General features: G+C 47.8%; 22 protein-coding genes and 2 pseudogenes. 7 read left to right on the top strand and 17 right to left on the bottom strand.

Annotation, left to right across the window (positions count from 1 at the left end):
- The first annotated feature begins 72 nt into the window (after positions 1-72).
- Entirely contained in the window at positions 73-681 is a 609-nt protein-coding gene (gene hisH / locus MSMTP_RS14040; protein WP_048180624.1) for an imidazole glycerol phosphate synthase subunit HisH, read from the top strand.
- 110 nt (positions 682-791) lie between these two features.
- On the top strand, positions 792-2126 hold the full coding sequence (locus MSMTP_RS14035) for an AIR synthase-related protein (protein WP_048180621.1): 1335 nt from the start codon (positions 792-794) through the stop codon (positions 2124-2126).
- A 127-nt stretch (positions 2127-2253) separates the two neighbouring features.
- Here MSMTP_RS14035 and MSMTP_RS14030 read toward each other — a convergent pair whose 3' ends face one another.
- The 3 genes from MSMTP_RS14030 to MSMTP_RS20240 are packed head-to-tail and all read right to left on the bottom strand — an operon-like array spanning position 2254 to position 4544.
- Positions 2254-3558 carry a nodulation protein NfeD gene (locus MSMTP_RS14030; protein ID WP_048180619.1) on the bottom strand — a complete coding sequence of 435 codons (1305 nt, stop codon included), beginning with the start codon at positions 3556-3558 and terminating at the stop codon, positions 2254-2256.
- 43 nt (positions 3559-3601) lie between these two features.
- Positions 3602-4384: a slipin family protein gene (locus tag MSMTP_RS14025; RefSeq protein WP_048180616.1), complete on the bottom strand. Its 783-nt coding sequence runs from the start codon at positions 4382-4384 to the stop codon at positions 3602-3604.
- Positions 4385-4412: 28 nt separating this feature from the next.
- Positions 4413-4544, bottom strand: a complete 132-nt coding sequence (locus MSMTP_RS20240; RefSeq protein ID WP_255350979.1) for a hypothetical protein — start codon at positions 4542-4544, stop codon at positions 4413-4415.
- A 263-nt stretch (positions 4545-4807) separates the two neighbouring features.
- On the opposite strand from MSMTP_RS20240, the gene MSMTP_RS14020 reads away from it, so the two are divergent.
- Entirely contained in the window at positions 4808-6940 is a 2133-nt protein-coding gene (locus MSMTP_RS14020) for a DHH family phosphoesterase (protein ID WP_048180613.1), read from the top strand.
- Between the two features lie 241 nt (positions 6941-7181).
- Here the strand turns inward: MSMTP_RS14020 and MSMTP_RS14015 are convergent, their stop codons facing one another.
- The 4 genes from MSMTP_RS14015 to MSMTP_RS14000 all read right to left on the bottom strand — a co-directional run bounded on the left by MSMTP_RS14015 (position 7182) and on the right by MSMTP_RS14000 (position 10035).
- Positions 7182-7796 (bottom strand): orotate phosphoribosyltransferase-like protein, encoded by a 615-nt coding sequence (locus MSMTP_RS14015; RefSeq protein ID WP_048180610.1) that lies wholly within the window; start codon positions 7794-7796, stop codon positions 7182-7184.
- A gap of 184 nt (positions 7797-7980) precedes the next feature.
- A complete protein-coding gene (locus MSMTP_RS14010) occupies positions 7981-8463 on the bottom strand; it encodes an NOB1 family endonuclease (RefSeq protein WP_048180607.1) in 483 nt (160 codons plus the stop codon).
- A 294-nt stretch (positions 8464-8757) separates the two neighbouring features.
- Positions 8758-9447, bottom strand: coding sequence for a DUF169 domain-containing protein (locus MSMTP_RS14005; RefSeq protein WP_048180605.1), 690 nt, complete (start codon positions 9445-9447; stop codon positions 8758-8760).
- A gap of 261 nt (positions 9448-9708) precedes the next feature.
- Positions 9709-10035, bottom strand: a complete 327-nt coding sequence (locus MSMTP_RS14000) for a DUF6951 family protein (protein ID WP_048180602.1) — start codon at positions 10033-10035, stop codon at positions 9709-9711.
- Between the two features lie 858 nt (positions 10036-10893).
- On the opposite strand from MSMTP_RS14000, the gene MSMTP_RS13990 reads away from it, so the two are divergent.
- From MSMTP_RS13990 to MSMTP_RS13980, 3 genes are all read left to right on the top strand, one after another.
- The gene (locus MSMTP_RS13990) at positions 10894-11271 is read left to right on the top strand and encodes a 30S ribosomal protein S8e (protein WP_048180597.1); all 378 of its coding nucleotides are present in this window, start codon (positions 10894-10896) and stop codon (positions 11269-11271) included.
- Between the two features lie 74 nt (positions 11272-11345).
- Positions 11346-11837 carry an Lrp/AsnC family transcriptional regulator gene (locus tag MSMTP_RS13985; RefSeq protein ID WP_048180595.1) on the top strand — a complete coding sequence of 164 codons (492 nt, stop codon included), beginning with the start codon at positions 11346-11348 and terminating at the stop codon, positions 11835-11837.
- An 82-nt stretch (positions 11838-11919) separates the two neighbouring features.
- Positions 11920-13095, top strand: a complete 1176-nt coding sequence (locus MSMTP_RS13980) for an aminotransferase class I/II-fold pyridoxal phosphate-dependent enzyme (RefSeq protein ID WP_048180593.1) — start codon at positions 11920-11922, stop codon at positions 13093-13095.
- Positions 13096-13374: 279 nt separating this feature from the next.
- Here the strand turns inward: MSMTP_RS13980 and MSMTP_RS13975 are convergent, their stop codons facing one another.
- Entirely contained in the window at positions 13375-13776 is a 402-nt protein-coding gene (locus MSMTP_RS13975; RefSeq protein ID WP_048183675.1) for a helix-turn-helix domain-containing protein, read from the bottom strand.
- A 275-nt stretch (positions 13777-14051) separates the two neighbouring features.
- Between MSMTP_RS13975 and MSMTP_RS13970 the strand changes: the two genes are divergently transcribed.
- Positions 14052-14735: a DUF5591 domain-containing protein gene (locus MSMTP_RS13970; RefSeq protein ID WP_048180590.1), complete on the top strand. Its 684-nt coding sequence runs from the start codon at positions 14052-14054 to the stop codon at positions 14733-14735.
- A gap of 275 nt (positions 14736-15010) precedes the next feature.
- Here the strand turns inward: MSMTP_RS13970 and MSMTP_RS19765 are convergent, their stop codons facing one another.
- From MSMTP_RS19765 to MSMTP_RS13920, 9 genes and pseudogenes are all read right to left on the bottom strand, one after another.
- Positions 15011-15160, bottom strand: coding sequence for a hypothetical protein (locus tag MSMTP_RS19765; protein ID WP_197076093.1), 150 nt, complete (start codon positions 15158-15160; stop codon positions 15011-15013).
- 21 nt (positions 15161-15181) lie between these two features.
- Complete coding sequence (locus MSMTP_RS13965; RefSeq protein ID WP_048180588.1) at positions 15182-15475, bottom strand: hypothetical protein; 294 nt, start codon at positions 15473-15475, stop codon at positions 15182-15184.
- 1 nt (position 15476) lies between these two features.
- The gene (locus MSMTP_RS13960) at positions 15477-16523 is read right to left on the bottom strand and encodes an EamA family transporter (RefSeq protein ID WP_048180586.1); all 1047 of its coding nucleotides are present in this window, start codon (positions 16521-16523) and stop codon (positions 15477-15479) included.
- Between the two features lie 165 nt (positions 16524-16688).
- Positions 16689-17342: a B12-binding domain-containing protein gene (locus tag MSMTP_RS13955; RefSeq protein ID WP_048180583.1), complete on the bottom strand. Its 654-nt coding sequence runs from the start codon at positions 17340-17342 to the stop codon at positions 16689-16691.
- Between the two features lie 2 nt (positions 17343-17344).
- Positions 17345-18832: pseudogene (mttB, locus tag MSMTP_RS13945) on the bottom strand ([trimethylamine--corrinoid protein] Co-methyltransferase).
- The gene (locus MSMTP_RS19425; RefSeq protein ID WP_156153844.1) at positions 18778-18963 is read right to left on the bottom strand and encodes a hypothetical protein; all 186 of its coding nucleotides are present in this window, start codon (positions 18961-18963) and stop codon (positions 18778-18780) included. Before MSMTP_RS19425 ends, mttB begins: the two are co-directional and overlap by 55 nt.
- A gap of 219 nt (positions 18964-19182) precedes the next feature.
- Positions 19183-20586: pseudogene (mtbB, locus tag MSMTP_RS13935) on the bottom strand ([dimethylamine--corrinoid protein] Co-methyltransferase).
- 33 nt (positions 20587-20619) lie between these two features.
- Positions 20620-21270, bottom strand: a complete 651-nt coding sequence (gene mtbC / locus MSMTP_RS13930; protein WP_048180568.1) for a dimethylamine corrinoid protein MtbC — start codon at positions 21268-21270, stop codon at positions 20620-20622.
- Positions 21271-22528: 1258 nt separating this feature from the next.
- Positions 22529-22924, bottom strand: a complete 396-nt coding sequence (locus tag MSMTP_RS13920; protein ID WP_231582797.1) for a hypothetical protein — start codon at positions 22922-22924, stop codon at positions 22529-22531.
- Between the last annotated feature and the right edge of the window lie 15 nt (positions 22925-22939).

The raw sequence follows: 22939 nt of genomic DNA, 5'->3' as shown, positions 1-22939 counted from the left end.
TTCTTAAATTTTTTTCAATCTTTATATATTTGCTCGTAAACTTAATCTATTTTAACTTTATTTGTTAGAGCTATGAAGAGAATCGTGATTCTCGATTATGGGATCGGAAATCTCCGGAGTGTTCAAAAGGGGCTCGAACACGCAGGAGCGAATCCCGTAATCTCGGGGGAACCTGAAGAGATTCTTGCCGCTGACGGAGTGATTCTTCCGGGTGTTGGCGCTTTTGTGGACGCCATGAGGTGCCTGCTTCCCCTCAAAGAGATCGTTTACGAGTATGCAAAATCCGGGAAACCGATGCTAGGGATCTGCCTCGGACAGCAGCTTCTTATGAGCACATCCGAGGAAGGGCAGCTGACCGATGGGCTCGCCCTGGTCCCCGGGAAGGTCATTCGCTTTCCGAAATCCGAGCTTAAAGTGCCCCATATTGGCTGGAACAATATAAAGATCACACAGGACCACCCCCTTTTCAAGGGAATCTCCGACAGGGCTTTCGTGTATTTCGTCCACTCCTATTACGTGGACACTGACCCGGAGCATACCCTTGCGGCATGTGAGTACGGGCTGGAATTTGCAGCTTCGGTCGTAAACTCGGAGGGCAACGTCATGGGGACGCAGTTCCATCCTGAAAAAAGTGGAGATGTTGGACTGCATATACTGAAAAACTTTGTCAGTATGTGTTGAAGGCTGTTTCAGTCCCTGATTTACTTTTTACTTCTACTTTTATTTTTTCCAGTGCTTGAATGGTAAGGAATCTTGAATATTTATAGTTAATTTCACAAGAAGATGATATTATGGACATAGAAGGCTACGCAAAACGGTCACTCAGGCAGGATCCTGAAAATGAAAACGGGCTTAAGGCACAGCTTGCTGAAAGAATTCTCGAGATAAAGAAGCTAAGCCCGGAAGGCGCCCGGGAGATTGCGTCGGCGGTGATTTCCGAAGCTAGGGCGACTCTAAACGTGAAGGGTGAGGTCTTGAGCTCCACTGTCTCGGGGGTTTCCATGGGTGAATTCGGGGTAGGTTCCAGGGGGACCGGAGACTTCTACGTGCACTCCAAGCTCGGGGAGGTCATAGGCCAAACAGGGGCTGTGGTGGACAGTTCCCAGCTTGATGATTCCGGGGTTGTACGGATAGGCAATGAATATTTGGTGTTGACCATCGACGGTATCCATTCCCGCTTAAGCGACTTTCCCTTCCTTTCCGGTTTCCACGTAGCCAGGGCTGCCCTCCGGGACATTTATTCCATGGGGTCTCGCCCCCTTGCGATGCTCTCCGATATCCATGTCGCAGACGACGGGGACGTTGCAAAGATCTTCGACCATATCGCAGGGATTACTACGGTTTCGGAACTTACCGGAATTCCCCTGATCACGGGAAGCACTCTCAGGATTGGCGGGGACATGGTCATAGGGGACCGCATGACCGGAGGCGTTGGGGCAGTTGGTGTGACTTCTTCCCTGACATCGCGGAACCAGACCGAAGTGGGTGACCTGGTCCTAATGACCGAAGGGGCAGGTGGCGGAACGATTTCCACAACTGCGCTTTACTACGGCATGCACGATGTTGTGGACGAAACCATCAACATCCGTTTCCTGGAAGCCTGCGAAGCCGTTCTTGAGTCCGGGCTCCATGTAAATGTCCATTCCATGACCGACGTAACCAATGGTGGGATCCGTGGGGATGCCCGGGAAATCTCAAAAACCGCAGGAGTAAAACTGGTTTTCGAAGAATCAAAAATGCGGGCCCTTGTGAACCCTAAGGTCCTCTCCATGCTCGAAACCCTGAAAATCGACTACCTCGGTGTGTCCCTGGATGCCCTGCTGGTCATCGCTCCCCCGGAATACGCAGACCAAATCCTCGAGACTGTCCGGGCCGCAGGCGTTGCGATCGACATCATAGGCCATGTGGAAGAAGGTACCGGAGCCGAAGTAATTATTGATGGGGAACGCAGGGACTTTGCCCCGCGCTTCAGGGAATCCGCCTACACCCCGGTTAAAAAAGTCCACGGGGAAGAAAATCCCAGGGGCTTTGAGGAGATGAGGGCGGCAATCGACAGGTCCGCAGCCGAAGCCATTGAGAAAAAGCAGAAGGTTCTGGAGAAAATAAGGAAAGAAAAGAAAAACTAAGACGAGAATGTTTTTTATAAGGATAAATTATAAGGATAAATTATAAGGATAAATTATAAGGATAAAGTCTTGAAAAAGAAATAATGTGTAAAAAGAGTAAATCCTGATAATAATACTTATAATAAAATCAGGATTTACGCTTCACCACAAGCATTTCCTGCTCTTTTCCGATAATTTCCACCTTTTCTCCTTTCCCTATTTCTTCTTCGGACCGGGCCTGCCAGTACTCCCCGCTGTAGCGGATAAAACCCGGCTTATCCGGGCTTATTGCTTCTATTGTCCTTGCGCTGTCTCCGATTATGGCTCCTATAACTGGTTTTTTCTTCCGGGACTCGGCTACTTTGTAGACCGCAAAGACCAGGAAAAGCCCGAAAACGATTGTCGGGGTGACTATGGTAAGGGTTAGCGTCCTCCGGAATTCAGGGGTATAGATGTTTTCAGCCCCCATGGGTACGAGGAAAATACTCCCTATCACAAGGCTTACCAGGCCTGCAATCCCGAAGACCCCGAAACCCGGGGACTGGATCTCCAGAAGCATGAGTCCTACTCCCACGATAATGAGGAAAATGGCGCCGATGTTGACGTCAAAGCCCGTTCCTATCAGTCCGAGCACGATTGCGATGACCCCGAAAATTTCAGCTCCTGCACCGGGATTCGATATCCCGAAAATTATCCCGTAGAGCCCTATGGTCAGGAGGAGGGATGAGATAACCGGGTTTGAGATCAGCCTGAGAAATGCCAGGGGTAAAGGAGGTTCGTAGGTTTCGGTCCTTGCATTTCCAGTTTCCAGGGTCTTTCCCTTTACTTCCTCTCCATCTACCTGGTCAAGGAGGTCGGGTATTGAAGGAGAGACGTATTCGATCACTCCCGAAGCCAGAGCTTCTTCAGCATCAAGGTTTTTGTTTTTGGTAATGACTTCTTCTGCAAAGGTCTCGTTTCTCCCGTGCTTTTTTGCGGTGGAAACCGAGAACTTAACCAGGGCGTTGATGATCTTCTCATCTTCCACAGGCTCGGTGCCTTCGGCAGACATCTGCACGGGCTGGGCGGAGCCAATGACGGTGAACGGGGCCATGGCTGCGATATCGGTTCCCATCAGGATCAGGGTCCCTGCAGACCAGGCTTTCCCACTTTCGGGGACGTAGCCGATAACCGGCACGCTCGTGTTCTCCATCTCTTTTATAAACACCTGGGTCTCTTCAAGGCCGCCACCCGGCGTGTCCAGGCTGATCACCAGGGCTTCAAAGTCCTCGTTTTCAGCCTTTTCGATTGCATCAACTATGACGTTATCGGATGCCGGAGTGATGGCTCCGGCAATTTCGAGTACGAGTACCTTTTCCTCTGGTCCAGCCCCTGCAGGGGTGCCGAATGCTGTCGCAAGGATGCAGCACAGGAATAAAACAGGGAGGAAACGGGAAACCCTTTCCACACTCATGTTTATCGTTCCTTTCTTGTTTATACCACGGTCCTTCTGCCCTTCATTCTATTTTCTTTCCGGAAATTGCCTGGGAAAGGGCGGCTATGTTTCCGGTTTCCACGGTTCCGGACTGCGTTACCACTATGAGGTTCTTTTCCTTGGCAATCTCGGCAAGAGTCTGGAGTTCCCTTAGCTTGATGGCCGCGGGTACTCCCTGGTAGAGGGTAGCGGCATCTTTCATCTTCTGGGCTGCCTGGAATTCCCCTTCTGCAAGGATGATCCTGGCCCGCTTTTCTCTCTCGGCTTCCGCCTGCTTTGCGATTGCTCTTTTCATGTTCTCGGGCAGGGCGACGTCTCTGATAGTGACTCCTGTAACCTTGATGCCCCAGGGGTCAGTGGAGGCGTCGAGCAGTTCCTGGATTTCCATATTGATGTTTTCCCGCTCTGAGAGCACCTGGTCAAGTTCCATCTGCCCCAGCACGTCCCTTAGGGTGGTCTGGGAGAGGGTGGAAGTTGCGAACATGTAGTTCTCGACCTGGGTGATGGCAGCTCCGGGTTCCATGACTTTGTAATAGACAACTGCGTCAACTTCAACTGTCACGTTGTCCTTTGTAATCACGGCCTGTTTCGGAACGTCGATTGTGACAACTCTCAGGTCGATTTTTACGGCCCTATCGATAAAGGGAATGATCAGGAAAATCCCCGGCCCCTTCACGCCACTGAGGCGTCCTAACCTGAAAATAACGACGCGCTCGTACTCATTTACCATTTTTATTGCCTGTGAGAGTATTAATAATACAACTATTAATACAGGAACTAATAATGGACTGGTAAAACCGTTCATAATAATATGCCCCTCTTATTCATTATATTTAAATTGGGCTTATCATTAAATAATTATTCTCTATCCGGGGAATTATGCCTGAAAATTCCTGCTCTAAGAGCATTTCCGGGTTTACAGGTTTTTTATCATGGATTAATCCTCTTAAAACAGGCAAATCCATATAAGGACTCTTCCTGGCTCCTTGTTTCTTTGGAAATTTTTTATTGGGACCATGAGGGGAGTTGAAAGACCCTATTTGATTGAGATCTACCCCACAAACAATAAATTAATAAATGCATAAAGTGATCTAAGCGCAGACAGCGATGCGAGAGTACACGCTCAGGAAGCGATTTTAGGAAGCGATTAGAACTTGAATTACGATTTTGAAGAGCAAAATGAGTGCGTGAAAACGCAGGTTCAAAATATACCCCGGTGTTGATATTCATGAGTAAGGAATGTCCAGATTGCCACGGGCGTGGTTATAGAGTAATTTCAACCGAGGTCTGTCCCCAGTGTAAGGGGAAAGGCAAGGCTAAATCCGTTGATTTAATGAAAATTTCGCAAAACGATATTGACAGTTTACTTAAAAACGGTGCAGAATGTGAAAAATGTAAGGGGACAGGAAATATTGAGAACACGGAACCCTGCGAAACATGCCGGGGGCTGGGAAAGATCTACGCCTGCAGGGTCTGCGGGACATCGATTTATAAGCCTGATGAAGTTGAAGACGAGACCTGTATTTCTTGCTCCAAATCCCAGCACGTCTATGCCCTGGACGACTCATGCGACCTCAAGGACGTGGAAGCCGGGAATCTTTACCACGGAAAGGTGAGCAGTGCGGCTTCCTTCGGGGTTTTCGTGGATCTGAACTCCCACGTAAGGGGGCTCATGCACTCAAGCAATGTAGAGGTCCCTCCGAAAGTCGGGGCAACCGTAATCGTGCTCGTAAAAAGCATCAAGGCCGGAGGAAAACTGGACCTGATCCCCAAAACCCTCCAGAAGTATGAAACTATCGAGCTTGAAAAGGAGCTTCCTGTCAAAAGCTCCGATAATATCGATCCCAGCATGAAGGGCAGGCTGGTCCGGATTGAGGGAGAGATCATCCAGGTAAAGCAGACCAGTGGACCCACTATCTTCACGATCAGTGATGAAGGGGGCTTCGTTCCCTGCGCGGCTTTCGAGAGTGCCGGAAAACGGGCTTACCCGCAAATCGATATGGAAATGGTTGTGTCCATCACCGGGGAAGTGACCCTGCGGGATGACCAGGTCCAGATCGAAGTTATGAGCATGAAGCGGCTGACAGGGGAAAAGGAAAATGCCGTCAGGGACAGGGTCGAAAGGGTAATCGAGGAAAAGGCAGCTCCTGCTGATATCCCCTTCCTGATCGAAAGTGAAATAATGGAAAGGCTTAGGCCCAAGATGCTTCATGTGGCCAGGGAAATCAAAAAAGCGATTCTCCACTCAAAACCCATCATCCTCAGGCACCATGCCGACGCTGACGGGATTACCTCGGCTATTGCCATTGAGAGGGCAATCCTGCCCCTTATTACGGATATCGGGGGTTCGGATGCCGAATATTATTCCTACAAGCGGGCTCCTTCCAAGGCTCCTTTTTATGAGCTGCCCGATATTACCCGGGACATCTCTTATGCGCTCGAGGATGCCTCCAGGCACGGGCAGAAAATGCCGCTGGTAATCCTTGTGGACAATGGCTCCACTGAAGAGGACGTGCCTGCCATGAGGCAGGCTAGGGTCTATGATATGGACATCCTGGTGATCGACCACCACCATCCGGACGAAATTGTCGACCAGTACCTTATAGGGCACGTAAACCCTGCCCACGTGGGCGGCGATTTTGGGGTTACGGCAGGCATGCTCTGTGCCGAAGTAGCCCGTATGATCAACCCCGATATCAGTGAGACTATCCGACACCTGCCTGGAGTTTCAGCGGTTGGGGACCGTTCGGAGGCTCCGGAAGCCGGGAGGTATATTTCCCTTGCCTCGGACCGCTACACCCTTAAGGAACTGAAGGACATGGCCCTTGCCCTGGATTACGAGCAGTTCTGGCTCAAATTCAGCAGTGGTAAAGGTGTGATTGACGACATCCTTGACCTGGGCGACCACAAGACCCACAGGCAGCTGGTCTCTCTCCTCTGCGAGCAGGCAAATGACATGATTCAGGAACAGCTTGACGCCTGCCTTTTCAACATAAAGTCCCAGAAGCTTGCAAATGGGGCCATCATGAACGTGCTTGACGTTGAAAACTATGCCCATAAATTCACCTTCCCCCCCCCGGGAAAGACTTCGGGAGAAGTGCATGACGTGCTCTGCAAAAAGAACCCTGAAAAACCCATGGTAACCCTGGGCTTTGGCCCGGACTTTGCGGTTATCCGTTCAAAGGGCGTGCTCATGAACATCCCGCAGATCGTCCGGGAACTTCGTGAGGAAATCAAGGGTGCCGGCGTGAACGGAGGCGGCCACCTGGTCGTGGGGAGCATCAAGTTCGTGGAAGGAATGAGAACCGAGGTCCTCTCAAGGCTTGCGGAAAAAATTGGATCCACGGAAGTCGAATACTAATAAACGGCTTCTTTTTTCTTTTTCTTTTTTTCTTTTTCCGCTTTCCTTTTTTCCCCCTTTTTGTTTTTCCCCTTTCGTTTTCTTTTTCACAGAGGATGTCCTACTACGGTAAAAATAGCTGCTGGAGTGGTAAAGTAAAAAATCCAGGCAAAGCCCTTGACTAAAAAGAATTGAAACCAAAAAGAATTGAAACCAAAAAGAAGCAAAAAATAAAAAAAGAAGTAAAAGTTAGTTTTTTCTTTCAGTCCACCCTCACAATCCTCACCAGGGACTGTATGGGTACGTTAGCTATGGTATCCGAACCTTTTTTATCTACGAGGACCACTACGACTCTCGGTTTTGCGTCCATTTCCCGCAGGTGTTCTACCACTTCCATGGTGGTGGAGCCAGTCGTGATCACATCATCAACGATCACGCAGTTCTTGCCCGCAACGCTTCCGAAGTTGCGGCTGATGGTCCCTTTATGACCGGGTTGGACAACGTCCTGTGCTTTACGGGAATGGTAGAGGGCAAAGTCTGCTCCCAGTTCGTTTGCCATCATGCTTGCAAGGGGGACACCGCTTGCAGCAACTCCTACGACCACATCCACTTCTGTGTTTGTTTTTTCCAGGGTCTCAAGCACCATGTCGCAGAGGGCAAGGGATATGTAGTGGAGCCTTGTAGCACTTTTCCCGATGCTGCTCCAGTTTACGGAAATGTCCTTCGGTGCGGGAGCTGTAACTTCTTTTTTCGAGCGGGTCAAAAGCCAGGTCACTGTTTCCCTGGAAACATTGAGTTCGTCGGCAATCTGGCCGCTTACAAGCCCGTTGTTTTGAAGTTCAACAGCTTTCTGGATCAAATCTTCTATGTTCTTCATTCCTCCATTCCCACCTGAATATTGTTTTTTTGCTTTGGTATGCAGTATTTTTCAGCTCTTTCTTCCGGCTTATTTCCGGCTTGTCTTGCAAATACTGCCTGAAAAATGTAATCCTGGTATTTTAATACTCAGCTACAAGCATTATTACACTACCAAGCGTTATATCTTTTTCTTCCCCTTTTCATCAGAGCTTTGTCTTTCTTTTCTTCTTGAGGGGTGATCCGCAAACCGGGCAGACATCTCCTTTCTCAAAAGTCTGTTTGCAGCCTATACACTGCTTTTGCCAGATTATGAGGTCCCTTATTTTTTTCTGAGCTATTGGTTTTACCTCAATTCCGAGTTGCACGGCAACGTTTTGAACGGCGTAGTCATCCGTCAAAAGGACCGCTTTTTCTTTGTGTTCCAGGGCTTTTGCAAGGACTTCCAGATCGGTTTTTGAAAGTTCTTCCGAATCCCTGGTATGCTCTGCCTTTTCCCTGACCGCTTTTACCATTTCGGGTTCGGGCCATTCAACTCTAAGCCCTCCTTCCTTTGCCAGGTCAAAGCGTAGGACGGCATCCCTGCTCTTCAACTCGTCTTCAACCGACGGGACGGTGATAAGGAGGGAACTGTCGACGTCGCAGTTGCCCATTATGAAAACTGCCGAGTCTGCTATGTAATAGGTCATTTGCCTCAAATTTTCTCTTTTAGTATAATAATTCATTGGCTTCCTCAATTCATTTGCTTCCTGCCCTGAATATTAGGTTCTTCAAGCATTTCCTGTCTTGGGGTGTATAATGTGTGGGTTTCTGGGAAGAAGGTACGTAAAAAGTAGTCGTGGATAGGTCTTTTGGAAGTTGGGGTGGGGAGAAATAGTTAAAAAACAGGTTTATCGGAAATATGGCCCAGATAAAATAGTCCGAAGCTGGGTTTTAAAATGATAAGTCGCAATGAAGGGATTAAGGGGGTAGCCCCCTTACATTTAATTCGGACAGATTCTTGCCAGGGCTTTAGTGATATCTGGGAGGAGTTCCACGGGGATGCCGATTGTCATTTCCTCATCGGCAATTTCCGTATAGGCCCGGCTTCCGCTGCAGCCTACTGTGATTCCTACCTGACCGTCTCTGTAGGCCTGCACTACTCCGTCGGAACAGACACTCTGCTTTCCGGCAAAACCGACTTCCAGGCGGCCTCCACGTTTGTACATGATTGCCTGGGTGAGCAGCATGATCTGCCTGGGGTTGCAGATGACCACTGCGACGTCAGGTTCAAAGCTAGCTTTATCAAGGGCTCCGTACAGGATCGCTTCGGTGCTGTTGGGGGGGAGCATGGGAGCGTTTTCAACAGTGCGGCGGGCGGCATTGATGTTGCTGAAGTGGCTCAGGCCTTTGTAGTAGAACTCTCCGCTTCCTACTTTTTTTGGCATCTTGCCGAGCCCCATGGAAGCGGCTCCTCCCTTGCACATATGGTCTTCGACCAGGGAGTAAAACTCTTCCCCTGTTTTCCTAACCCTGTCGATCATCTGGCAGTGGCGCATGGTTTCTTCTACCTTTTTGACTTCTGTGGGGATTTCTCCGCCTGCAGGTATCAATCTTACTGCCACCGGGGAGGTCTTGAGGTTCAGACGAGTGATCAGTTCCTGGCCGTAATTGTTGATTTCCTTGATATCCATGTTTCTCTCTCGGGTTTCAATATTTGATACTGTGTTGTGACTATTTGAATCTCTTATTGAAATATACATTTGTTCTGTTTTGTATAAACTGAACACAACCATTTCCATATAAATATTTCGATTTTTATGATTCTAAAAAAAATTTCGCGAGGTAATCCTGAAGGGTATTGGGTTTCGATGAAAATTTATTCTTCTGTGTAGGGTTTCCGGAATTGTGACGAAAGTAATCCGGGTGAATACTTCACCCTATTTGCTAATAATTTATTCCAGCTTGTCAAAAATAATCTGCATCTTTCCCTTTTCCCTGGCAAGATTCTTCGAGATCATGCCGTTTTCCAGCCAGCAGGCATTCATAACGGCTGCAGGGACAAGGCAGGTGGGAGTAATCGGGTTCTCAGCAGACTTTTTGGAAAGGATAGTATCCTGCCCCCCCATGAGATCATTCATCTCAAAGTCAAATTTAGTTCCCCAGTTCCTGAGCTTTTCACAGGTCGTTTTGATATGAACGTGGGTTTTTTTGCCTTCCTTTGTGGCAATAATCTTTGTCGTGTGTCCGCATATACTATCTATAGAAATTTCCGTGACCATTATATTCTCTCCTTAATCCGCTGTTTTTGATTTAGTTTGTTTTTTGATTTAGTTTGTTTTTTGATTTTATAGTCCCGAACGTAAATACTTACACTTACGTTATAACCACTGAAGACACGGAAAGCACGGAAGGATTGTGCCCTATTTCCTTTATTCCGGGTTTTCCGTGCTTTCTGTGGTTAAACTTTCGCTTGAGATTGGTGAAGGAATTTGGGTCCTTGACTATAGTTTGTTTTTTGAATTCGCCCGGTTTAAGTTGCCGATGTTTAAAATTGCCGGGGCCAGGTTTGCCAATTTTTCAAAATTTTCGGGTTTAATTACGCTAATGTTTAATTACGCTGGTGTTTATTCTTCGGTGATACCTGGTTCAACGATTCGGTTTTATCTATTATACCTGGGCTCTCCAGTACTTTATATATTTATATTTCATCTCTTATAATATTTCGGGTATATCCGGATTTTCAGCGTTAACATTTTATTTTGCGTTGATTTTTATACTTGTACTTTGTTACTCTTCAGGCACATTGCCCTTCGAAGACAGGTCGTGCCTGGGGGCCGGGGGCAAATCCGGGAATTATTCGGATGCCTGATCGCAAAGTTCTTATACGATTCTATTTGTAATGATATGTCCGTAGCAAATACTCTTATTAAATACTCCTGTTCATACAATTAATATATTATCAGGGCAATTAAGCTACTTAACGGCATACTTTTGCCCTGATCGGGATCTCCAGATTACAGGATATTTACTATCGGGATAACCTAAACTAATTACATAATGCATATTTGTAGAGTTAAGGCATTAAAAGCATTAAATAAAACATATATAGAATTTTAATACATTCATGAGGCGATAATATGAGATGGCAAGGCAGTTCCAGAAGGAAGGCGACTGGTGGGAAGGTCACAGCTGCCCGCGGGAAGCGTAAGTTTGAGATGGGCCGTGAATCTGCGGATACCCGTATCAGCGACGTTAAGCGGAAGAATGTCCCCACTATGGGTGGCAACAGAAAGGTAAGACTCCTTCAGTCCAATGTGGCAAACGTAACGAACCCAAACGACGGTAAAACAGCGGTCACAACTATCGAAACCGTTGTCGACAACACTGCAAACAAACACTACATCAGGCGTAACATCCTGACCAAGGGCTCTGTCATTAAGACCCCTCTCGGTACTGCAAGGGTAACGAGCAGGCCGGGACAGGAAGGAGTCGTAAACGCTGTCCTGATAGAGTAATTCTTTTCAGGACCTGGTCCCTCTCCAGGGATCAAACCTAAATTTTTGAAAAAACTTCGTGCCGGTGACTATCAATGGATGAAAAGATAAGACACATTCTGGAAATTCTTGAAAACGATGCGAGAGCAAGCTCTGATGAAATTGCAGCACTTACGGATATGACTGCACAGGAAGTTTCTCAGGCAATTGCAAAACTCGAGGAGACAGGAGTTATCCGGCACTACAAAACCATTATTGACTGGGATCTGGTTGGAGAAAACTACGTTTACGCCGTGATCGAACTGAAGGTCACGCTGGAGCGCAACCAGGGCTACCAGGTAATTGCAGAAAGGATCTATAAATTCCCAGAGGTCCGATCTGTTCGGCTTTTGTCCGGGGACTACGACATATCCCTTACCGTTAGGGGTAGGTCTATGAAGGATGTGGCCTTTTTTGTGGCAGAAAAAATTGCGACCCTTGACCAGGTCCAGAACACGGCAACTCATTTCGTGTTAAAGACCTATAAGGAAGATGGGGTAATTCTCCACGAACCGGAAGCAATTAAGCGGCTCCCGGTCTCGCTTTGATTAGAGGGTTCTAATAGGCCTGATCCTTCTATTCCTTTTCACAATTTGTTTTACTCATATAATTTTTGATCGGGGTGTTTTCTTGAGACCTCCATGTGATCCTTCAAAATTTGTTGCGGAAATAGTTAAAAATGTCCCCCCCTCGGGGATACGCCGTTTTTTTGATCTGGTTTCCGGGCTTGAGGATGTCATCTCCCTTGGCGTGGGGGAGCCGGATTTCATTACTCCCTGGCACATCAGGGAAATGTGTATCCACTCCCTTGAAAAAGGGCAGACTTCCTACACTTCCAATTACGGGCTTCCGGAACTCAGGGATGAACTTTCAAGGACTTATTACAGGCGATATGGCCTGGACTATGATCCGGCATCCGAGATCTTGGTTACCACCGGGGTTAGCGAAGCTATTGACATTGCACTCAGGGCAGTGGTAAACCCCGGAGACGAGGTCATCGTGGTCCAGCCTGCTTACGTGGCATACGTCCCTGCGGTGGTCCTGGCAGGTGGCAAGCCTGTGGTCGTTTCCACCCACCGGGGAGATGAATTCCGTCTCACAGCAGAAGTCCTTAAACCTGCTATCACCAGCAAGACCAGGGCAATTGTGCTCAATTTCCCGAACAACCCCACAGGGGCTGTCATGACCCGGGAGGACCTCGAGGACATTGCTGACCTTGTGGCGGAGCATGACCTCTTCGTGATCTCGGATGAGGTCTACGAATGCCTTACCTATGAAGGCAAACACATCCCCTTCTCTTCCCTTGAGGGTATGAAAGAGCGGACTGTCATGCTGAACGGCTTTTCCAAGGCATATGCAATGACAGGCCTGAGACTCGGTTTTGCAATGGCCGCTCCCGAGATCATCCGTTCCATGATGATGATCCACCAGTACTCCATGCTTTGTGCCCCCATAACCGCTCAGGTAGGAGCCATTGAAGCTCTCCGGAACGGGAACGACGAAATGGAAAGGATGGTCCGGGAATACGACCGGCGCAGGCATTTCATCGTCAGGGGCTTTGACAGGATAGGTCTCGACTGCTTTACTCCCAAAGGAGCTTTCTACGCCTTCCCATATGTAGGGGCCACGGGCCTTTCCTCCTGTGAATTTTCAGAACGGCTTCTGAACGAAAAGAGAGTTGTTGTAATTCCGGGGGACGTCTTCGGGGAAGCAGGGGAAGGTTTCCTCCGCTGCGCTTATGCAGCGTCCATGGATGACCTTAAAAAAGCTATCGATCGAATGGGTGAATTTGTAGACGGATTATAACAGTGAAAGGAAGCTGAATTCTTTTTCAGGCTTGCCGAAATTATTCTTCGGCTGCTTTCCTTTCTTATTTTCTTTCTTAAATTCCTTTTTTCTTTCAGGAATTCTCTCGGGGTCCATTTCACTTTTATAATTGGATTATATATAATTTTATTGAAAATTCCTGTAATGTATTTAAAAATTCTTTAGCAACATGGTGTGTATATCCAGATTTTTCATGAGCTATATATCTGAACTGTTAAGGACTGCGTATCCGGAAATGTTTCGTTGGAGTTTTTGGGGTCAGTCTTCCTCATCGTCCATTCTTATGATAAGGATATTCATTTTATCATCCATTTTTTCAATCAAATCGTTCATCTGGTCGTACCATTCATCCACGTTTTTCTTGACCATCGTTTTCATTTCCTGGGGTTCGATTGCCACGTATTCGTAGTAGTATCCTCCGCTTTCAATGGACCGGGTTTCCCGGTAAACAACACCGCAGGCTATCAGGTTTTGAAGGGAACGGTATGCAGTGCTCCTTTCTCTGTTAAGGATTTCACCCAGGTTTTCGGCTGTAAGGGGGCCGGAAGTGAGCAGGGCTTTGTATGCATCGATGTCAAGGGACTTCAAACCAAGCACACATTTTACCATGTCCTCGCACCTGAAGCTTGCTCTTATCATCTCATGAATTGAATTTGCCATAAGACCACTTAGCAGTTTACCTTTTTTCAGGTTTTTCTGTGTTTTCACCTTTGTACTGGCTTAAAATTGCACTCCAGAATCTTTTTGAGCACCAATTTTGTTGCCCGGTTACCATTGGTGATGAATATATTTATTGACTTATTTATGTTAACACTTTTAGGCTCTTTTATTATATTATTGTTTTGCGCTGTTTGCACAAAAGCTCACATTCTCAATTGCCATGCTCAATCACAAAATTATATATATAATTTCTCTGATCAATAGCCCTGGAAGTTATGAAGCCGATTATTCCTGAAGATGAACGCTCTTCCGAGCCTCTTGATAACGAGAGGATTATTTACCATCCGGATATGGTAAGGGCCAACGAGTGGATTTTGAACGAATACGAAGCCCCTTTTAGGGAAATCTGTATTTTTGTTCCCTGTGCAAAGAGGAAACCCTACCATGAAAGCCCATCCCATAAAAAATTCGACCGGATCATCTTCGGACTTGCAAAACCCGAGGATGTGCACGTTGTGACTTTCGGGACCTGCGGGGTTGCCCCCAGGGAACTTGACACGCAGTACCCTTTCATGCACTACAAATTCATGATGGGAAAATGCAATGTGACGCAGATCAAAAGGGATTTTATAAAAATCGAAAGTGAACGGCTTGCCTGTTATCTCGAAAAGACCCGGGATAATTACGGGCACAGGATTGCTTACTGTATCGGGGATTTCCGGACTGCCATGGAAAAGGCTCTGGAAATGGTGGATGTGGAAGTTTCCCTGGTCCCCAGGGAATCCACAATCCGGAGTATGCTCCAGCCCGAAAAATCCTTCATCTACAACAGTCTCTCCTGCAAAGAGTACCTGCAGGACTTTTCCGATGCAATTGCAGAAGCTTTAAAGCTTCCCGGGAGGAAGGTCGGTCTCCGGGAAGACCTCTCGGTTGACGATACGGACTGGTACCTCCTGTAAACTCTCTGCAAATTGTATGCATTTTTCGGGTGTAGCCCGTGTCTTTTGCTGTCTGCATTTCCTTGAGGGCATAAGCTCCGCTCTTCCAGGGGTGGAGGGACAACAGGCCCTTCACTCTTGAGGATATTCTTCCCGGCGGTATTTTACTTAAGGAGTGGTCGGAAGTGCCTTCAATACTTTTTTTGTTTTTCCCTGAAACTTATACATTTTCCGAAAGCTCAGAACTTCTCCTAAGGCTTAGAACTTTACCGGAAGCCCTGAACTTTGTCGAATGCTCAGAATTGGGACACAAAGGTCCTGGCCTGCCAGAGCGCAATCACTGCCAGGATCAGGATTAAAATCATCCACATAATGTCTCCGGCAGGTATGAAGGAATTTGCCCAGTAGGCATTGTAGGCTTCCATTGCGGCTTCTGTTTGTACCATATTAACCCCTCCGTTTCACTTTTACACGTATCTCAGACATGCGTCCGAACCCCGGACTTTTCCGAAGTCCGTAATCATGTACCTGTGCAGAAGGAAACCTTTTTTGTAGATCCCCTCTTCATCCACTTTTTGTTCTATATCTTTCAGCATTCCTCCGGATGCCAGTTCGATGATATCGAAGTTGATGCTGTCCCTGTGGTAATCTCCCTTCATCCCGTACTCTTCCATTATCTTTGAAACTATTTCATAGTTCCAGTGTTCTTTTTCGTCGAGGAAAAGTTCCAGAATCCTGAATTTTAACGGTCGGTTTCCCATTTCACTCACCTCTCAAGGTTTCGAGTTCTCCGGCTTCTTCCGTGAACATGATGAAACTCCCGGCAACACAGAGCGCACCTCCAAGCAGGATTGTCCACTGGGGCACATCCCCGAAGAAGAGGAAGATGAAGATAATGGCACACAGTCCGTAGAGGTTTCCTATGCCCTGCCCTCTCCCGACTCCTATCAGGGGGAAAGATTTGTACCAGCATACATAACAGAAACCAAAGGTAATCCCTGCAAAGATAAGGACCAGCAGGGTCAGAGGCTCAAAGGCCTGGAATGCAAAGGAATACATCGGGAAGCCAACTATTGCCAGAATAGGCACGATAAGGATCCACCAGATGATGTTTTCTCCCAGGAACCTGAGGGTCAGCCCCACATCAGGCTCGGCAATGTCAAGTCCCTTACCTGCGATTGCACCTTCAATTCCCCAGCCGGCAGCTGCCATCAGTCCGCCGAGGTATCCGATCCAGGGCACTTCTCCTGCACCAAGCTCGGTAATGAGCCCGCCGCCAAAGATCGTAATTCCTCCAAGAATAATAACTAAAATTCCGATTGCAGCTCTCTTTGTAATTTTTTCCCCGTACCAGTAATATGCAAGCACGGACCCGACCACAGGATAGAGAAGGGCAGCAACCGCGGCAAATGCGCCGCCGATAAATCCCATTGCCATAAAGGACCCGAGAATCGCAACCGGTCCCCCGAAGATTGAGGCAAGGAAGAACCACTTGGAACAGGGATTGAACTCCTTTAGTGTACGGCCCAGTTCCCCGAATTTTTGCAGCACCCCATTCCAGACCATAAGGGCAAGCATAACCGTAAGTGCATTGAATGCGGTGATCAGGACTGCTGTTACAACCAGGGATACTGCGTCTCCGTTTGTCCCGGCAATGACTCCGAACATTTCGTCAAAGGGGTTCAGCACCCAGACAACAGTGCCCGGCAGATACCAGATTCCCCAGAATACGGCACAGAAAAGGGCCCACATGTACCCTTTACTGATTTTTCGTTTGCTTTCCTGCTTTTTCAAAGCTTTCAGATCCACTCCAACTCCTCCCTTTTATGACCTTATTTATTTTCATGCCCCGATCCGTTTTCATGCCCTGATTCTTTCAGGGCAGGATGCCCGGGGAGCAATTCCCGGATGCTCACCCGGAGCGAGCCTTAAATTGCCCTGAATTTTCCCGGAACTTTCCGCTCTTTAATCTTTTTAGAATCCCAATGCCGCTTTTATCTTGTTCACCGCGTCAGTGGCATTTTCCCCGTAGATGTTGGCCCCTATCTTGTCAGCCCAGTCCTGGGTAACCGGAGCGCCCCCGACCATTGTCCTTACCTGGTCGCGGATGCCTGCTTCTTTAAGCTGTTCCTCGATCTGGATCTGGTTAACCATGGTGGTAGTCATGAGGGCGGAGCTCGCAACGAATTCAGGCTTGAGTTCCTTTGCCTTTTCAATGAAGGTCTTGATGGGCACGTCTCTTCCGAGATCAATCACTTCAAAGCCTGCAATGTTGAGCATGGAAGCAACGATGTCCTTTCCTATGGAGTGGATATCTCCTTCGATGGTCCCGATAACGATTGTTCCTTTCTTTTCTGTTTTGGATTTCCTTCTCTCCATCTCCGGTTTCATAACTTCGATTCCTGCTTTCATTGCCTCGGCTGCAGCTAGCACGTGGGGAAGGAATACTGTCCCCTGTTCGAACTGTTCTCCTACTTCCTGCATGCCCTCCGTAAAGCCGTGCTCGATGATTTCCACAGGGTCTATCCCTTCTTTGAGGGCCTCGTTTGCTGCTTCTTCTGCCATTTCCTCATCATATTCGGTAATTGCTTCTTTTGCTTTGGCGATGATTTCTTCTTTGCTTGCCATTTTTATCCCTCCCTGAAGGCCTTGTCAGCTCTGTCCACGACTGCCTGCATGTCCTTGAGGATGTCGGCGTCGATTGGCGGGACCTCATGGTGTTTCATGACATCCAGGACCTTCTCGTTTGCCACGGCTGCCAGGTCCTTGGAGCCTGCGTGCTCCCAGTCTCCAAACATTTGCCTGTCAATGATCATAGGATCGGAAGGGTAGTCCACAAGCATTCTTGTTTGTTTGAGAGCCAGGAAATTGTTTCCTATGCCTACTTTCTGGATGGACTCAACTGCAAGGGTCTCGGTGTTGACAGGGATTCCCTTCATTGCCTTTTTGGTCATCTTGATGATGTCGTTGTCGATTACCAGCTGTTCCATGGAGAAGGTCATACCAAGCTCAAGCATCCCTGCACCGTAGAGGGTGTTTGCACCAGAGAGGGCTGGAAGGAGACAGGTCATGGTCTTTTCGTGCCCTGCCTGGTCGTCCGGAACTTTGGCGTCAGACTAAGTGCCTGCCACGAATGCAGGAAGACCGTAGAACTGTGCGAGTTTTGCGACAGCTCCACTGATCAGGCCAAGTTCAGGAGATCCGACAGGAGCAGTACCCTTCTTCAGATCGAAGGTCGTGGTGGAACTTCCGTACCAGACTGCTGATCCGGGCACTGTGAGCTGGGCAAGCACGATTCCGGAAAGGACTTCGGCATTGTGGGTCACAAGCGTCCCTGCAAGATAGACGGGAGATGACCCTCCGGACATTGCCATACTCAGGACGTTTACCGGGATTCCCAGGCGGGCACCCTTGATGATGACCTGGCAGGCGTTGACGCTGAGTTCCAGTGGGCTAGTCGGGCAGAGCAGCATGGAGAAGATCGGTTTTCGGCGGGTTTCTTCTTCGTCCCCTCCGTAGAATGCTTTTGCGATGTCCCAGTAGTACTCCACGTTCTCGCCCACGGGATCGATGTGGTGGAAGTGTTTCTGAGTGTTGGTTAACGGAGTGAATGTCTCGTGGACGTCCTGGGCTCCTTTGCCTGCCCAGTCCCTCGCCGAGACTGGCAGGGAGTAGTAGTCGATGTTTTCGGCCCAGTCACAGAGTTTTGCGATATCCGCAATGTCCTGCTCCACGGAGTCCACGGTTACGTACTTGCCGTCCTGGAACCGGCACATCTTGACCCCTGTGCCGAAGCAGGTCCAGTGTACCTTTCCTCCGGCTTCCTGGACAGTGTTGTACTTCTTGTTGCGCCCCCAGAGCACGAACCTGGACGGTGCGAGCTGAAGAGCTCTTCTTACCAGGTATTCCGGAATTTTAACGACCTGGGTCTTCTCATTGACCTCACAGCCGTTTTCCTTGAATAGCTGCCTTGCTTCCGGGTCCGAGACCTGGATACCCGGGTTCATTAAGACTTCCATTGTGGCGTAGTGGATCGCCTTGAGCTCGTCTGCGGTAAAGAGGTTCAGTTCCACGCCCTCAAGATAATCGAATCCTGCAAATGCGTTACATTGTGCCATTTTCTCTCTCCTTTTTCATCGGATTTTCTTCTTATTTCCATTTGGTTCTTATCTGCGGCAGGGCAAGTCTCTGGATTGTATAGTCTCTGGATTGTATAGCCTAGGCTACCGGCATCAATTATATTTTTCAAAAAGTTCCTCCGGTCCCCACTTACGTGATTGTACAGGAGAACCTGTGGAGCTTTTCAACGGAATCCCACTTCCCTTTACGGATTTGCCCCTTTCTCCCGAATTTCATCGGGAAATATTATAATATTTAATCTATTTTTATTTTATCTATTCGTGTATATATGTTTTCCTTATATTTTTTTCTTGAATTTATTTCCGGAAACAATTTTCTGGTTTTCGATTTATGCGATCTGTTTCCTGAAGAGGTCACAGGAGTTTATCTTTGTATCGAGCAGCTTCTCGATGTTCATCTTTGCGGCAATGCCCTTTGCTGCGCCTGCCACGGAGGTGATTACACCGATGTCGAGTTCTTCACGGAGTTCGCGCATGACGTGCTCGTCCGAGAGGTCCAGGGTGCTAACGCCGAGCTTCTTTGCGACGTATTCCTTGGCTTCACCGATTCTCATTTTCTTTGAAAACTCCATCCTTGCTACAAGGTCTCCTGCTGCTCTGATCCCGGTCATCCCGGAAGCCATGATGTGGGAAATCGGCATACCCATCGGGTCGCCGACTCCGATCTATATGCCGTCTACGCCGGCAATCTCGACCATTGCCTTGCTCGCCCTGGTCACCGCATCGATGGGCGGGGTCTCAAGCATCGGGATTCCACCTACACCCATACCCATGTCCACATGACAGGGGATTGTGGATGCTTCCACGGCTGCCTTCATGAAGGTGACCGCACGGCCCAGGTTCCAGGGAGAGGTCTTGCTGGTATTGGTGTTGCATACAGGCCCGAAGACGCTTGCTCCCGCCTTTGCGGCAAGGGGTGCCTGCTGGTGCGGCCAGAGACCTGCAAGGGTTGTGCCGTCGTACTTGAGTTCCCCATGCATCCCGAGAACGCATTCACCTGCCATGCCGGCTTCGATGTAGATGTTCGGGAATTCCTTCCGAAGAGCTTCGATTGCGTGGAGGGATCCGAAGAAGTCTCCGTCTCCTGCTGCCCCGATGGTATCGAAGTTCACACCGTCGGACCCGCTTGCCATGAGCCTCTGCATGATCCAGATGGTGTCCCTGGTGAGGTGTTCTGCGGCATGTTCCATGGAATCCCAGGCTTCCTGAATTTTGAAAGCTTTCATGAGGTCTCCGGGATTTTCGAAGGGACCGTCTGGAGTGTAGTACAGGCCCATGTTCGGCATTGCCCCGTAGAAGAGTGGAACGATCATGTTTTGCTGGCAGACTTCCATTGCCTGGCACTCGTTTGAGATGACAGGCTTAACAGGCTTGTAACTGTAGTCAATGTGACCCAGTTCCATGGTGTCGGCACCAAAAGCCCTCTCGTGCATCATGCAGCCGACCAGGCGGCTGGAGGGAATACCTACGCCGCTGTTCCCCTGGTCCCCGTCAATCCTGAGGGTCCCGATGTCGTGGGTAACAGGCACTTCCATGCCCTGTTCCACACTTACGGTTTTACCCGGCATCATCAGGATTTCTGCGACCTTGTCGATTTCATTCCCGCTGAGAGCAGGGATTTCTCCCAGGTCTGCAGCATCAGCAGACCCCGCTTCAAGCTCCTCCAGAATCTTTTCTTTGCTCAGGAAGATCCTCTTTCCGTCTCCCATTCTCAACGCATATTCCGTTGCCATTTTCTTTCACCTCCTTTTTGAAAATAAGGTTCATTACTTCCCTACTATGAGCTCCTTTGCTTTTGCAACGGCTTCGCTTGCGTTTTCGGCATAACAGTCTGCGCTTATCTTGTCAGCCCAGGCCTGGGTTGCAGGGGCTCCCCCTACCATGACTTTTACCCTGTCTCTCATTCCTTCTTCCTTGAGGAGCTCGATCACTTCTTTCTGCCCCGGCAGGGTGGTGGTCATAAGGGCAGAGAGCCCTATCATGTCAGCATTCACTTCTTTTGCTTTGTTCACGAAATCCCGGATTGGGACATCCCGGCCGATGTCGTGCACTTCGAAGCCTGCGGATTGGAGCATCGTTGAAACAATCGACTTCCCTATGTCGTGCACATCTCCTTCCACAGTCCCGTTCACGATGACGCCCATTTTCTTTTTCTGTTCCCCTGCAGGCATGTCGGCCTCAAGGACCTGGACCCCTGCCGTCATGGCGTCTGCGGCCATCATAACGTGTGGCAGAAAGAGTTTTCCCCTCTCAAAAAGGGTACCTACCTCGTTCATTCCGGCTGCAAGCCCTTTTTCGATAATCTCGGACGGTTCCATCACCCCTTTTGCCTTCTCTACGGCCTCAAGTACCCTGTCTTTCTTGCAGGATATGATTGCATCTGAAAGTTCTTGAATTAGTTCTTCTTTGCTTGCCATTTTAAACCCCCCTTTCAGGCTGATATCATTCGGGCGGGAATGCCTCAATGGTTCAGTATGCCTCACTTAGATGTCTTACTGGCTCATTGGGACTAGCTAGTATGATTGCCCTCTTAAGTCGTGAGGATCTTCCTGCCTTCCTGTTGTTCAGTGTTTTTGCCAGGACCCGGCTTTCCAGTCCGTCTCTATAGTCTCCACTAAGATGTGCGCTGGCTAATTTCTGGTCCGGTATCATCCCCCTCTCCATCTGTGATATCTGATTGCCGGCGAATTCTTTTTACGAACCGGGGTTTTCTGCCTGTTTTCTTAATATATTGTGGTTCTTCCGATTCGTTTTCCTTATGTCCCTTGATGGCCTTCTGTCAAAAGATTGTGCCGGAAAGTTCCGTTTTTCCGGGCTTTTATTCTCCCTGCTTAATATCTTTAGGATCAATGTATTTATTTATATTCTTCCTAAATTTATTTTTTAACAATATGATTTTATTTAATCTGTAAAAACGAGATCTAACTGCTTCTTTTATGGATTAAGCAGCTCCTGAAAATAAGATCCCTGAAATATGGGTTGAATTGAAAGTGAATGTAAAAATATGCAAATATAGGCGGCAAATGTAAAATGAATTGCCGGAAATTTTCCGGATTTCGGACAGCAAATGGGAAGTTTTTCTGGATATAGGCTGAAAAAAAAGAATTTGCCTGGATATATGCCTGAAAACAGGACAATTTTTCCCAAAGCTAAGCTGATAATAAGGGGGGTTTCCGGTCTCCAGGCCGATAATTGGGGGTTTTGAAATATGGGCAGAAGAAAGAGGAGCTTTTGAAAAGGGGTCGAAACAAGAGAGATTTTTGTAATATGGGCCTGTAAAAGGGGATGAAAACGTGCCTTAATGGATAGTTGAACTGAATTCCGGATTATGGAAATTCTTGAATTTAAGTGGGGCATTTTTAAAAAGGTAGTTAAAAAGGTAGTAAAAAAGGTAGTTAAAAAGTAGTAAAAAAGTATAGTTAAAAAGTAGTTAAAAAGTATAGTTAAAAAGTAGTTAAAAAGGTAGTTAAAAAGGTAGTTAAAAAGGTAGTTAAAAAGGTAGTTAAAAAGGTAGTTAAAAAGTAGTAAAAAAGGTAGTTAAAAAGGTTAGTTAATAAGTAGTAAAAAAGTAGTAAAAAAGTAGTAAAAAAGTAGTAAAAAAGTAGTAAAAAAGTAGTAAAAAAGTAGTAAAAAAGTAGTAAAAAAGTAGTAAAAAAGGTAGTTAAAAAAGGTAGTTTAATAAGCATCATCGATTTCCGGGACTTCTCCTCCGAGCATCAGTTCCCCGTAGAGCAATTTCTCAAGGGTTTCTGCAACATATTTCCTTTGCTGGCATTTCTGGATGTCCTCATGCATCCTGAGGTCCGAATCAACCTGAACCCGGAGCAGGGAAAAATGAAAGGCCTTTTCGTTCTTAATCTGCATTGTGTAAAAGGTTTCCAGCATGTAAGGAAGCCTCAGGGGGTCTTCGATAGTTTCGCATAAAAGGAGCATTTCTTCAGGGATGTTTTCCGTGTGGCAACTAACGTCCTTTTTGCCTGTGATTAGCCGGAGGTTTTTCTCGGAATACTTTTTTCCAAGGATAATAACATAGCTGTTTATGTTCTCAACTCCTGTTTTGAATCCCTTCAATTTTAATCGAATCTT

The organism is Methanosarcina sp. MTP4, assembly GCF_000970045.1.
In the GTDB taxonomy this organism is placed as follows: domain Archaea; phylum Halobacteriota; class Methanosarcinia; order Methanosarcinales; family Methanosarcinaceae; genus MTP4.
This window is presented reverse-complemented; position numbering and strand designations above follow the sequence as displayed.